Here is a 13,516-nt window from a genome sequence, read left to right on the forward strand (position 1 = left end):
ATATTGTAAACAAAAAAGAGGGGATTGTCCCCCTCTTCTTTTAATTTTTCTTTAAAAGAGTTGCTCCTGCAATCCCTGGGTGTGTCATTTCGAATGGATCTAGAATTAACTCTAATTCTGCTTGTGACAATACACCATTTTTTACACATAGTTCTCGAACGGATTGCCCTGTCGCAATTGCTTCTTTCGCAACGCGAGCTGCTGCTTCATAACCGATATGAGGGTTCACGGCTGTAATAATTCCTACACTCTTCTCAACGTACTCTTTTAAGCGATCTTCATTCGCTTCAATTCCTTTTAAGCAATTATCTGTAAAGGCACGGAAACCGTTATTCATAATGCTAATAGATTGAAGTAAGTTGAAAACAAGTACTGGTTCCATAACATTTAATTCTAATTGTCCTGCTTCTGAAGCAAGGCAAATTGTATGGTCGTTACCAATTACTTGGAACGCAATTTGATTAATTACTTCTGGCATAACAGGGTTTACTTTCCCTGGCATAATAGATGAACCTGGTTGACGAGCTGGTAGCATAATTTCCGCTAATCCAACGCGTGGACCTGATGCCATTAGACGAAGGTCGTTCGCAATTTTAGACATGTTCATCATACATACTTTAAGTGCTGCAGATACTTCAGTGTACGCATCCGTATTTTGAGTTGCATCTACTAAATCTTCTGCACCAACAAGTGGTAGTTCGCTAATTGTAGCTAAATGTTTTACAACTGCTTCAATATATTCTGGATCCGCATTTAAGCCTGTACCAACTGCAGTTGCTCCCATATTTACTTCATATAGATGTTGGCGTGATTGCTTGATACGTTTCATATCACGTTCAAGTACGCGAGAGTATGCTTTAAATTCTTGTCCAAGACGAATTGGCACAGCATCTTGTAAATGTGTACGACCCATTTTAATAACATGATCGAACTGTTCTGCTTTTAATTCAAATACATCATGCATATAACCCATCGTTTGTAATAAGCCTTCTAATGCATTTAATGTTGCAATATGAATCGCTGTTGGGAATGCATCATTTGTTGATTGTGCCATATTTACATGACTGTTCGGACTAATATAATCATAGTCTCCCTTTTCCATTCCTAATAATTCAAGGGCACGATTGGCAATGACTTCATTTGCGTTCATATTCATTGAAGTTCCTGCACCGCCTTGAATTGGATCAACGATGAAATGATCATGCCATTTCCCCTCAAGGATTTCTTGTGATGCTTCTGCGATAGCACCACCCTTTTTCAATTCCAATCTTCCTACATCTGCATTAGCAAGTGCTGCCGCTTTTTTTACAATTGCTAACGCTTTAATTAAACCTTCATGGACTTTGTATCCTGTAATTGGGAAATTCTCTACTGCACGCATTGTTTGTACACCGTAGTACGCATAATTTGGCACTTCTTTTTCACCTAAAAAATCTTTTTCAATTCGCACTCCATTTTTAACTTCAGTTAATGTTGCCATGACTTTTCACTCCTTAACGATTTCTTATGCTGCTTTTGTTTGTTTGACTGTTTCTACATATTGTTTTGCTTTCTCATCATCGAATTCGCCTTCCCACTTCGACATAACAATGGCAGCTAATGCATTTCCTAATACATTGACAGCTGAGCGAATCATATCTAAAATACGGTCAATTCCCGCAATTAATGCGATACCTTCTAGCGGTAAGCCCATTGATCCTAACGTCGCTAATACAACAACGAATGATGCCCCCGGAACTCCCGCCATACCTTTGGATGTTAACATGAGAACGAATAATAACGTTATTTGCTCTGTCAGTGACATGTGTATACCGTACATTTGTGCAACAAACAATGCCGCTAACGCTTGATAAATAGCTGACCCAGTCAAGTTAAATGTATAACCTGTCGGAATTACGAAAGAGGCAACTGCCTTTGGACAACCGAACTCTTCCATCTTTCTCATTATATTAGGTAAAACAGCTTCTGAACTTGCTGTCGTAAATGAAAGAATAAGTTCTTCTTTTAAAATTTTCATTAATGTAAAAATGTTTACTCCAACCATTCGCGCATTAATACCTAATACAATCACAACGAATAGTATAACAGTTACGTATACAGCTAGCACTAGTTTTCCTAAAGGAAGTAGTGTCACTACACCAAATTTTGCAACCGTAACAGCAATTAATGCGAATACACCAAATGGTGCAAATTTCATAACTTGATTTGTGACCCAAAACATCGCTTCGAGCACACCTTCAAAAAAGTTAAAGACAGGCTTTCCTTTTTCTCCGATTGCCGCAACTCCTAAACCGAATAGTACTGAGAAGAATATAATCGGTAATAAGTCACCTTGTGCGATAGATTCAAATACGTTTTTCGGTACAATATGAACAATCGTTTCAGCAAAACCTTTCTTCTCTGTTGCATCTGCTGTTTGTTTATAAGAAGAAATATCACTTTGCTGCAAACTATTCATATCAACGCCAGTACCTGGTTGGAATATATTCGCCGCAAGTAATCCCATTAAAATAGCAATCGTCGTAATGATCTCGAAATAAAGAATTGTCTTACCGCCCAGTTTCCCAAGCTTTTTCATATCTCCTACACCAGCTACCGCAACAATTAATGCTGAAATAACAATCGGTACTACAATCATCTTAATTAAATGAATAAATATATCCCCAACTGGTGTGATATAAGAAATCGCCGTTTTATTGCCATAAAAGATTGCCCCTACTACAATCCCTAAAACAAGTGCGACAAAAATTTGTGTTGCCAATCCGAATTTTTTCATTTATGTTCATCCCCTTTATGCGAACGCTTTCATTTCGTATTTATAAAAGCTTACTCACACATCATATAGGCGAACCTACAAAATCATACAAAAACCTACAAGTTCGTCACAAAAAATTCGAATTTTTTTCTTATAATATTCATTGACACTTTTTATAAAAAAGAAATAAAATAACCTTGATAAAACATCAGATTATTTCGTATAATCTAAAAGATATACGTATTCAAAATAAATGGAGATGAAAAGGAGTGGATGTTATGAAAAATCACGCGAAGAAGTTCATCATATCTATTTCTTTTCTATTTCATTTTCTTACGAAGGAACAAAGGCATTCGCCTTTGTTCCTTTTTTATTGCAATCTATATAGGGGGAATTGTTATGAAGCCATATAAACGTGTCTTAATTAAATTAAGCGGCGGAGCACTTGCCGATCAATCGGGAAATAGCTTTAACTCCAAACGATTAGAACATATTGCAAATGAAATTTTATCGATTGTTGATTTAGGTATCGAGGTCTCCATCGTCATTGGCGGCGGTAACATTTTTAGAGGCCATCTAGCTGAGGAATGGGGCATTGACCGTGTAGAAGCTGATAATATTGGTACTTTAGGTACAATAATTAACAGCTTAATGCTACGCGGCGTTTTAACAAGTAAAACAAATAAAGAAGTACGCGTTATGACATCCATCCCGTTTAATGCTGTAGCCGAACCTTATATTCGCCTCAGAGCAGTGCATCATTTAGATAACGGTTATGTTGTCATTTTCGGTGGTGGTAACGGGCAACCATTCGTTACAACAGATTATCCAAGTGTACAAAGAGCCATTGAAATGAATAGTGACGCCATTTTAGTCGCAAAACAAGGGGTAGACGGTGTCTTTACAAGTGATCCAAAATATGATAAATCAGCGAAAATGTATAAAAAACTGAACTATAACGATATTGTTAGACAGAACATACAAGTAATGGACCAAGCTGCTTTATTACTTGCTCGGGACTACAATTTGCCGGCACATGTATTTAACTTTGATGAGCCTGGAGTGATGAAGAAAATATGTTTAGGAGAACATGTGGGAACGTTGATTAATGATGATGTTTCGATGCTTGTGCATGAATAATAATTATTTTCAACACAAAGGGAGCTTTTACAGATCATCTTCTTTAGTGAAGTGCTTTAAGTGACCATAATGTTGATAGAACAAACTTAAATAAAGTGAAACTTTAATCAGTGGAGGTTTTGTCCATCCCCACTGATTATTAGCCTTCTCCAATCGGGATTTTACGAGCATTTGCCACCTAACTTCTTTACTTTAGCCGAATTTTGAGGTGGGAATCTTACCGCTCGTTAATGCAGGATAAATAGTCCCCTACTTTGTATAACAAGGGGACTTAAGTTTTTATCGTAAACTTATCAGGGCCATTTATAATTTTAGAATTTCTTTATGAGAGCTCTTCTGAATCCCACACTTCAATACATTCAAAACCTTTTAATTCACTCTCTAAAATTGCATTTTTAAATTGATCTGATACTAAAAGATAGTTAGGATGCACCTTCCCATTTATATTCAATTTAAAAACTGGTTCGTCCTGAACAACATAAGAAATAAATACAAATTTTTTACATCCTATTATTAAACCTGAACTTAACTTATCAAAGATTGTTTTATTAGTATCAAGTGCTTCCAACACCTTTAAAACATGCATAGCATAGTATTGTTTGTGTGTTTGTTTATGAATTAATGGTAAAAATTCAATATTATCTCCTACTATAGGTTCTAAAACATCCTTGGCTTTTTCGCTAATTATTTGTACACCAGACTTTCCCCAAAACATAGGAGAATCACTTGACTTTCCTTCATCTGTTACCTCAATAAACTTAGACATCCATGAATCTGACAAACTCACCATAGAATTAAAACTAGTTTTAAAATATTTTTTATCCTCTTCATAGTTCAATAATTGAAAGGTTTCATAATCATCAGTCGAGCTTTTTAATTGCCAAATTTTCATGCCTTTTTACTCCTTTAGAATTTAACTAGTAAGCATCTAAGATTATTTAAGTTAATTTCCGTCCAATAACTTTTCTCTTATATTAGGCAAGGCAGCAACTGAATCTGCTTAAGTACCCACCAAAGCGTTTAACTTCACTTAACACTCTGTATACTTCTATAACATACTCTGGACTATGCTTACCTATATTTAGCGTTTCAGTAGTCACATAATCGTTCATTTTACATAGGTACTTTTCAGATGAGTGAATACTACATAAATTCCTTATGTTAATTTTCATCCATGTATTAGAGAAGTGTTATTTTTAATGCTTCCTCAAGCATTGTTTTAAAATCATCATACGTGTTCATCACTGTACCAGACGGTTTATCCAGTTCATGATAAGTACCTTCAGATAAATTTTTACAGAACCATGCAATATTTGAATCTCCAAAGAAAAGATACTCTTTTTGAAATTCATTTTCATACCAAATCTCATTCGTTTCTATGAATCCACAAATTTGTTCACCCTTTTCTGTTTCTAGTAAAAAAGAATCAACTCCGTAAAGGACCAATCCATCAAAATCCAAACTATTTACAGTTTTAAGAAACTCTACGTATTCACTTGGTAAATCAACATTTAATTTTTCTTTTGCATGTTCTCTTAATCTCTGAACTTCAGTATCCGTTGCAGGTGTATTCAGCTTATAATTAACACTTTCCAGTATATCTTTGATTTCTAAAATTAGATCTTTCCACATACAAAAACCTCTTTCTAAATTTATTTATTCCCCTTTAGGATAGATGTTGTGTTTTGGGATAGGCCAACTTATGTCTACACTGTCACCTGGTTGTAATCCTTTGGTTAGCGTACGTTGTGTATTAGTTATAACCTTATGATATGGATGATTTTGTATCAAAGTTAAATTTTCAAATGTATTTGTTCCACCATCATCTAAGGGAAGATCATGATGCACTTGCCATCCTATTGGAGGTTTTCCTCTTTTCATTAATTCGATATCTGCATCTGCTATACCAGCATTCTTGAGTTCAATAATCTTATCAGGGTCATTAACTAAGGTTTTAAGAAACTCTTTTCTCACACTTCTATCAAATTCCCTCCGAAGTTGTGCAGCTTCTTCTCTAGTTCTCTTAGAATAAGTAATATCCTCAACTTTGACATCTTTTAAATGTACATCTTCTCCCTTTACCGTAGGTTGTCACATTAGCGAAATGTATTTTGTAGTTCATTATCCATTCTTTCAAAATCCTTAGCTGCTAAATGAATATTATCAATCGCTTGTTGAAAGGCCCCACAAAATTGTCTAGTCAAATCTAGCATTTGTTGATTCGTTTTTTGCGCCTGGGCATTAACAGATAGTGTAGTACGGCTCGCCTTTGTTATAGAACGATTTGTCGCACTTTGGATTGTATCCGAGGCATTTCTCATTTGAGTGGCGATTTGTGTAGCCGTTTGAAAATTACTTTGAAAGTTCCCCATCATTTAAACCCCTTCTAGTTTCAAAATCATTAATAAAATTATATCACGTTAATTGTTTTAATTTATTGAATGTTCCGGTTATAAAATTACAGTTTTTCTGATAATCCAATAGAGCCTCTAATTAAAGTCTGAATATTCTGTATTTTATTGATAAATATCTCCCTCCCTCTTAACTACAATATTATTTTGTTATTCTAGTAATAAATATCAATCGCTATATATATAAGATGGGGAGGATTTTATGGATGTTCAATTAGAGAATGATCAAATAATGGAATTATTAAATGACTGGTACCAAACCATGTTAAAGCAACAACTACATAAAGCAAAAGAATTAAAAATGCAAATAGATAGTAAAATGAAAAATGTAGAAGATGATCAAAATTTATCTTTATACTACTCCCTACTAGAATTTCGATACGAAGCTCTTATGGATTGGGTAAGCATTAATCAGAATAGCTTTGATAAAATGAACGCATTCACAACTCCTGCAGATGACTTCTTAGCTTATTATTACCATTTCTTCAAAGGTTTTCATTTTACTTTAACCGCAAATTATACTGACGCATTTGAACACTTTGAAAAAGCAAAAGAACTCCTAAAGTATATCCCAGAGCCAGCGGAACACGCTGAGTTTAATTATAGAATGGGGTATTTTTATTATCAAAGCTACAAACAAGTTTTAGCCTTAGATTATATTAAAGCTGCGAAAGAAGAATTTTCGAAGCATGAAGGTTATGAGATAAACGTAGCATTATGTGATAATTTTATAGGGTTATGTTGTATTGACTTGAAACATTATGAATTAGCTGAAGAAAGTTTAAATAATGCGCTAAACACATTCCAAAAGCATAATCATATAAAATCTATTCTTATGGTAAGACATAACTTAGCTTGGTTGTATTCAAATCAAAATTTATCAAAACTTGCAATCCGACATATATCTGAAATAACAAGAAATCACCCTTCACACTACAAAGCATTTTATTTGGAAGCACTCGAATACTATAAATTAGATAATAATAACTATGCAGCTCAATTAATTGAAAAGGGCCTAAAAGTAAGTGATGAGATAAAAAACAAAGAATTTCAACATCGATTTATGATACTAAAAGCACTAAATGCTAAAGTTCCTGCACTAACTTTAGAAAAATTCATATCTGAAGGAATTACATACTTTGAAAAAGAAAAATTATGGGAATGCGTTAAAGAATACGCTGATATTTTAGCTTTAAAATTTTACGCAGAGAAAAATCACGTTAAAGCAAGTCAATATTTTTATATTAGTAATACAGCTCAACAAAAAGAATCTGAAAAAGGAGCGTTAAAATAATGAAGAAATTTTATCTAGCTGTTATTGGTATGTCACTTATTAGTATCTTAGCACTTGGCGTTAATGATTCATTTAAAAATCAAGCTGTGAATATAGGTGAAGGCGGAGGAGCACCCGCTAGACCAGATTATTTTTTAACTACCAATAATGAATTATAAAACAAAAAAGAACCTTCTGTTTTTTGAAGGTTCTTTCTTACTTCTCTACTTGTTAAATAAACAATACAGCTTCCTATTTACTATATTCACATGCTTCTTTGCACACACTATATTTTAAATTTCAGGTATTTCAGTTAAGTTATCACAAATAAAAATCAACCAATCCCGCCACTTTCTCCTTACAACGCTCCCAAAAAGATAACTTCTCAAAAAACTCTTTCGTCATTTCTTTCGAATCATGAAAATCTTGTGTTAACGCCTCATTCACTTCCGATACGATAGATCCACCATGAATATACAAATTCATCTCATCATTTATGTAGAAGCTACGAGCAGTTATGTTCGTTGTACCGATAACAGTTAATTCATTATCAATCAGCATTAACTTTCCATGAAACATCCCTTTTTTATAGCCATACACAGCAATCCCGTTTTTAACAGCTTCACGTATATAAGGATATGCTGCCTCTTTAATAAGAGGAATATCCGGTTTATATGACCAAAGTATTTTTACTGTAACACCACGCTTTTGCGCTCCAATTAAAGCATTCATTAATACTTTATTTTTCGCTATAAAATAAGGCGTTGTAATTACAATCGAATGCTTCGCTTGTTTTATTAACGCTATATATTTTTGAGCAACATAATGCCCGTTATAACTTGTCATAGTATGTAGCGTATTTCCTTTGCTAGCCTTATTCGTACTCCTTTTTATATCTTCTTTCGCATCTCGTTTCCAATCTAAGGAAAACTGCTCTTCTAAATCTTTCGCTCCTTCTCCTCTTATCCGTACATGATAATCACGCCAATATCCAAAGCGCTTATCTTCCCCTAAATATTCATCTCCCATATTAAATCCACCCGTATAGCCAATCTCTCCATCAATCGTCGTAATACGGCGATGATTACGATGATGAAGGGAATAAAATCCGAATGGTAATTCAGGTTTTCTACTATATGTAAAATGTACACCACTTTCCCGCAATTCATTTTTCATCTTTCTTTCAAAAGATAAATCATTAATTAAATCCACCGATAAGTATACGTTTACTCCTTCTTTCGCCTTCTCTTTTAATAAGTTTAAAAAAGTATGGCTACTTTTATCATCCGACAAAATGAAAAAGTAAGTGTAAATGGAACTTTTCGCTTCCCTTATATCAGTAAACAACTGTTTATAAAACGACTTCCCTTCTACATATAATTGAAAGTCACTATAATGAGGTGCATACTCTGTCGGCATATTTTTCACAGCTTCCATTTTCCTGCCTAAAGTAACATCGATATGCATCCAAATTAAAATAAAAACGAAAATAGCAATAATAATAGAAGTAACTCGCAATATTTTTTTAATCATTTTGATTTCCTTCCGCTCATATTACTTACTATTTCGTAGTGTTTCATTAATTTTTTTTTTCATACGAAATGTCTTTCTTACTTTTTATGGGCTGTTAAAAAGTTAAAGGAGAGAAGCATATGAAAAGAGGAAAAACTCCTATTATTTTTATCCCAGGTCTTTTCGGTTCAATGAGTAATATTATTATTCCTGGTACCGGTAATTGGAACTTTGGGCTTTCTGCGTTTGTTTATGAGCCATTCATCATGATGTTAGAAAGTATCGGATATAAACGAAATCAAAACTTGTTTATCTGTTTTTATGACTGGCGTCAGCGTATTGTTTTTTCTACTCAAAAATACTTATTAAAAACGATTGCTTATGTTAAAGAATTTACAGGTTGCGATAAACTAAATTTAGTTTGTCATAGTTTGGGCGGACTTCTTGCACGTTCTTACGTTCAAAGTGAAGAATATGAAAATGATGTGGAGCAGCTTATTATACTCTGTACACCAAGCGCTGGATCTCCTCCCAATTATAGTTATTGGACTGGAGGTAGTCTCCCTGTCCATGCCTCTTCTAAAATAAATATCGTTCATTCCTATATGGAACAGTACGTACACTACTTAAGTACCTTGTATAAAATGAATCCAGTCGAAGCGATCCACCTTTACTTTCCAGGATTACAAGATGTTATTCCTTATAAAGATTACGGAAATTATTTATTTATAAGATCCGGCTCTTCTATTACATTTCTTCCTTATAGTAAGATGCAAACGAAAAACCCCTTCCTCGATACATTAAATGAAAATAGATTTGTTATAGAGAAAAGAAATATTGAAACTACACTCATTGCAGGAGATGGAGTGGAAACAATTCAATATTTACAAGTCGTCCCTTCACATTCAAAACTGGAATGGGCAGATGGAAACGTCGTCGGTGATATACTAACAAAACATGGTGATGGTAACGCTGTTGTGCATAGCGTTTTTCTTTTAGTTGGCAATAAATATGTTGTGTGTGCTTCACATAATGAAGTGCTCTACAAAAGCATTCCTATATTACAAAAGATACTCTAAATTACGAACAAAAAAGGCGTGGCATTACGCCACACCTTTTCTCATTAAACAAAATTTCTCGCATCATTATTTCTTCCAAACTTATAAATAGCAATTAAGAAGAATGCTATCGCGAAAGCGAATAAAATTAAAATGTTTAAATCCAACTCAGAAAACGGAATTCCTTGCTGTAATTTTGAAATTGTGTCTAGTAACCAACGCTGCGGAAGAAAATCAGCTACCTTTTGTACCGCTTTCGGCATAATATCATATGGAAAATAACATCCAGCAAGCAAACATGTTGGTACGATAACTATATTTTGCATTGCATTTGAAGCAGTTGAACTTTTCGAAAAAGACACAATGACTAATGACAAACCAATTGCTATTAAAGCAAATAGCATGAGTACACCAATCATCACTATGAAAGGCATATTTATATTTGTGTGAAAAACATTCGTCATAAATAATACTGCAATGACAATTTGTACTGTTAATATCATCATATTTACTGCAACATTAGATAATATAAATTTCTTCCCATCTATCGGCGTTGATAATAATCTAAAGTACGTTCTATTCTCTTTTTCTTTTAAGATAAATCCTGATAAGTTCACTGCTGAAAATAGCATAAACATGATCAGGTAACCCATAGTTTGATTTGTCATATCCTTATTTTTCGAAGTATCTTCAAGTGTCTCAGCCTTTACTTTAAATGAACTTTTTTGATACCCTGCATACATATTATCAAACGTACTTTGATCCGTCCCTGCCACTTTACTAATTGCGGCAATATTATCAACATAGTTATATAAATATGATTTTATAAACCCCGTTACTTGATCGCCTTTAATCGATGAAATTTCAATGTGACTTGGCTGTCCTTCTCGAACACTTTCCGAAAAGCCCGACTGTAGTGTAATAACACCATCAAGTTTTTTGGAAGTGAGTTTATCTTCTACTTCAGACTCCTTCACTTTACTTACATTTACATGATTTAATCCTTCTAAAAATTTTACTGTATCATTTGCTATTGGCTGATTTTCTTTATTTATAACCCCGATGTTTAACGTTCCTTGCCCTACATTTCCGTATATCGAAAAGGAGATGAGTGTTCCTATTATCGGCAAGCTAATAATAATTAATAAACCTTTTTTATTTTTCAGAAGTACAGATAACGTTTTTTGTATGAGCCATAAAATGTCTTTCATACTATAGCCCCTCCCGTCTACGTAATGCAATAATCGCAATTAATAAAAAGAGTGCTGAAATTCCGAGGTTTAAAGATATTACTGGCAGTGCTGCTCCAATATCATTTGCATAAATAATTTTCATAATGGCTGTATTCACCCACGTTAATGGTGATAAATTCGTAACGACATTTTCTTCCACTATGAAATATGCACCACCAAAAATAGAAGCTAATTGCACAACTACCATAATAATTGCTCTAGATGATTCACCTGTTTTTGTAATATATCCGATCCCTAAGCCGAAGCTAATTGCTAGAAAGACTTCTGTTAGTAAAATAATAAATATGATTCCAAGATGGTCGCCCCAATTCGCTTGAAAAACAAATTTACTAAATAAAACGACAAGTAGTAAACAAAGTGCATTCGCTACAAGACTACCTAGCACTTTCCCAATGAAAATTTCAGCTTTACTTATAGGTGCCGCAATGAGACGATCTCCTGTTTTACGTATTCGTTCTCCTCGAATTAAAAAACTCGCTCCCATCGCAGCATACAGTGCTATCATCGTTGTCATTACAACCGCATAGTAATCCATAGAACCTGGTTTTTTAGCAGCTTGTAAAGATGTTTCTTTAATATAATCATTATGATTTCCGTTTGAAATAACTGCGCTAACCTTACTCGGATCTACTTTTGCAACTTCGGCCGCTACGTTGTACTTATCAACAAATGTTGTAAGCATTCCTTCAACAATACTTCCCTCAATACTACTTCTGTCACTTCCGTAAAATTTCGCACCATCCTTATTTAACTCTACATAGGCAGCATATTTATTTTGCTTCACTTCTTCTTTCCCATCTATACCTCCGGAAATTTTCTTAAAGTGAATACCTGATTTATCGACTTCTTTCGTAAATGCTTCAAATGATTGAGAAAATGTGCTACTCGCTTCATCTTTATATAGCACTTGTATATCCTTAATCGATTGACTATCGCTATTAAATGCGTTACTTAACGCTGTTCCTAATACAAGCATAAGCACAATCGGAAATGCTAACATAAAAACTAAAGTTCTTACGTCCCTGAAATCTCTTTTAATGTGCATCACTGCAATATTAAAGATGTTCAATTGATGAACCTCCCTTTACCTTTTCTTCATTTACCTTTTATTTATCTCGTAAGTTTCTTCCAGTCAACGTAAGGAATACTGTTTCTAAATTCGGAGCCTGCTCCTCTAACGAGCGAATTTCAATGTCATGATTAATAAAGTGTTGAATAATTTTATTTAAATTATTCAATCCTGCATCAGAATTCACTTTAATTACGTTCTCTTCAATTTGAACAGCTTTCACACCATTTATCTCTTTTAATTTTTCTACGTCTAAATTTTCTACTGACTTCACTTCAATCCAAATATCTTTCGTATCGGTAATAATTGCTTTTAACTGTTCTTTCGTTCCTTCTGCAATCACTTTACCGTGATCTACAATTGCTATTTTCGTACAAATCTCCTCTACTTCTTCCATGTAGTGGCTCGTATAAATAATTGTGCTTCCCATTTCATTTAATTTTCGAACAGACTGGAGAATATAGTTTCTTGACTGCGGATCAATTCCAACTGTCGGCTCATCCATAATAATTAGCTTTGGTCTATGGGCAATTGCACAAGCTATATTCAATCTTCTTTTCATTCCGCCAGAAAAGTTTTTCGGATAACTTTTATGCTTATCGCTAAGCCCCACAAATTGAAGTGCTTCCTCTACTCTCGCTTTTAGTTCAGCGCCTCTTAATCCGTACAATCCGGCAAAGAATTTCACATTTTCATAGGCAGTTAGCTCTTCATAAATCGCAATATCTTGCGGAACAATACCGATGTTCATCTTCGCAAATCGATTATGTTTCTTTATATTTTTTCCTAGTATGCTGATTTCACCTTCATTACTTCTTAACAATCCAGCAATCATATTTATCGTTGTACTCTTACCAGCACCGTTCGATCCTAAAAATCCAAATATTTCTCCTTCTTTAATAGATAAAGACATATTATCTACCGCGATGAAATCACCAAATTTTTTCGTTAAATTTTTAATTTCCAATGTATTCATCATTTCACCCCTATTTCGGTTTCTCTGTTATTATCCCGCTATTTGCGGTCAGTAAGACTCCCACCTCAA

14 protein-coding genes and 1 pseudogene are annotated in these 13,516 nt (G+C 34.1%); 4 read left to right on the forward strand and 11 right to left on the reverse strand.

Translation table 11 applies throughout. The annotated features are described in order from the left end of the window. Positions 1-40: 40 nt before the first annotated feature. Positions 41-1,480, reverse strand: coding sequence for an aspartate ammonia-lyase (gene aspA / locus V7038_RS16350; RefSeq protein ID WP_002200956.1), 1,440 nt, complete (start codon positions 1,478-1,480; stop codon positions 41-43). Between the two features lie 24 nt (positions 1,481-1,504). Beyond that, a complete protein-coding gene (locus V7038_RS16355) occupies positions 1,505-2,776 on the reverse strand; it encodes a cation:dicarboxylate symporter family transporter (protein ID WP_002202462.1) in 1,272 nt (423 codons plus the stop codon). Between the two features lie 378 nt (positions 2,777-3,154). Here V7038_RS16355 and pyrH point away from each other — a divergent pair, with 378 nt between their 5' ends. After that, positions 3,155-3,895, forward strand: coding sequence for a UMP kinase (pyrH, locus tag V7038_RS16360; RefSeq protein WP_002202463.1), 741 nt, complete (start codon positions 3,155-3,157; stop codon positions 3,893-3,895). 322 nt (positions 3,896-4,217) lie between these two features. Here the strand turns inward: pyrH and V7038_RS16365 are convergent, their stop codons facing one another. The 5 genes and pseudogenes from V7038_RS16365 to V7038_RS16380 all read right to left on the reverse strand — a co-directional run bounded on the left by V7038_RS16365 (position 4,218) and on the right by V7038_RS16380 (position 6,270). After that, on the reverse strand, positions 4,218-4,787 hold the full coding sequence (locus V7038_RS16365) for an imm11 family protein (RefSeq protein ID WP_002202464.1): 570 nt from the start codon (positions 4,785-4,787) through the stop codon (positions 4,218-4,220). Between the two features lie 51 nt (positions 4,788-4,838). After that, positions 4,839-5,010, reverse strand: a pseudogene (locus V7038_RS29555) (cytoplasmic protein); the annotation flags it as partial. A 64-nt stretch (positions 5,011-5,074) separates the two neighbouring features. Further along, entirely contained in the window at positions 5,075-5,527 is a 453-nt protein-coding gene (locus tag V7038_RS16370) for a YrhA family protein (protein WP_002200960.1), read from the reverse strand. Positions 5,528-5,551: 24 nt separating this feature from the next. Further along, positions 5,552-5,869, reverse strand: coding sequence for an HNH endonuclease signature motif containing protein (locus V7038_RS16375; RefSeq protein WP_002200961.1), 318 nt, complete (start codon positions 5,867-5,869; stop codon positions 5,552-5,554). A gap of 122 nt (positions 5,870-5,991) precedes the next feature. Then, positions 5,992-6,270: a TIGR04197 family type VII secretion effector gene (locus tag V7038_RS16380; protein WP_335470940.1), complete on the reverse strand. Its 279-nt coding sequence runs from the start codon at positions 6,268-6,270 to the stop codon at positions 5,992-5,994. 238 nt (positions 6,271-6,508) lie between these two features. On the opposite strand from V7038_RS16380, the gene V7038_RS16385 reads away from it, so the two are divergent. Next, the gene (locus tag V7038_RS16385; protein ID WP_335470943.1) at positions 6,509-7,600 is read left to right on the forward strand and encodes a hypothetical protein; all 1,092 of its coding nucleotides are present in this window, start codon (positions 6,509-6,511) and stop codon (positions 7,598-7,600) included. Continuing rightward, positions 7,600-7,758: a Phr family secreted Rap phosphatase inhibitor gene (locus V7038_RS16390; RefSeq protein ID WP_002200964.1), complete on the forward strand. Its 159-nt coding sequence runs from the start codon at positions 7,600-7,602 to the stop codon at positions 7,756-7,758. Before V7038_RS16385 ends, V7038_RS16390 begins: the two co-directional genes overlap by 1 nt. 142 nt (positions 7,759-7,900) lie before the next feature. Here the strand turns inward: V7038_RS16390 and cls are convergent, their stop codons facing one another. Beyond that, positions 7,901-9,112 carry a cardiolipin synthase gene (gene cls / locus V7038_RS16395; RefSeq protein ID WP_335470946.1) on the reverse strand — a complete coding sequence of 404 codons (1,212 nt, stop codon included), beginning with the start codon at positions 9,110-9,112 and terminating at the stop codon, positions 7,901-7,903. 119 nt (positions 9,113-9,231) lie between these two features. On the opposite strand from cls, the gene V7038_RS16400 reads away from it, so the two are divergent. Continuing rightward, positions 9,232-10,170, forward strand: coding sequence for an esterase/lipase family protein (locus V7038_RS16400; protein WP_335470949.1), 939 nt, complete (start codon positions 9,232-9,234; stop codon positions 10,168-10,170). A gap of 44 nt (positions 10,171-10,214) precedes the next feature. On the opposite strand, the gene V7038_RS16405 is transcribed toward V7038_RS16400, so the two are convergent. The 3 genes from V7038_RS16405 to V7038_RS16415 are packed head-to-tail and all read right to left on the reverse strand — an operon-like array spanning position 10,215 to position 13,447. After that, the gene (locus tag V7038_RS16405; RefSeq protein ID WP_335470953.1) at positions 10,215-11,360 is read right to left on the reverse strand and encodes an ABC transporter permease; all 1,146 of its coding nucleotides are present in this window, start codon (positions 11,358-11,360) and stop codon (positions 10,215-10,217) included. Between the two features lies 1 nt (position 11,361). Next, positions 11,362-12,471, reverse strand: coding sequence for an ABC transporter permease (locus V7038_RS16410; RefSeq protein WP_335470956.1), 1,110 nt, complete (start codon positions 12,469-12,471; stop codon positions 11,362-11,364). A gap of 37 nt (positions 12,472-12,508) precedes the next feature. Beyond that, the gene (locus tag V7038_RS16415) at positions 12,509-13,447 is read right to left on the reverse strand and encodes an ABC transporter ATP-binding protein (RefSeq protein WP_002148977.1); all 939 of its coding nucleotides are present in this window, start codon (positions 13,445-13,447) and stop codon (positions 12,509-12,511) included. Positions 13,448-13,516 lie beyond the last annotated feature (69 nt).

Origin of the sequence: Bacillus sp. JJ783 (assembly GCF_036963225.1) — a bacterium.
Taxonomy (GTDB): domain Bacteria; phylum Bacillota; class Bacilli; order Bacillales; family Bacillaceae_G; genus Bacillus_A; species Bacillus_A cereus_U.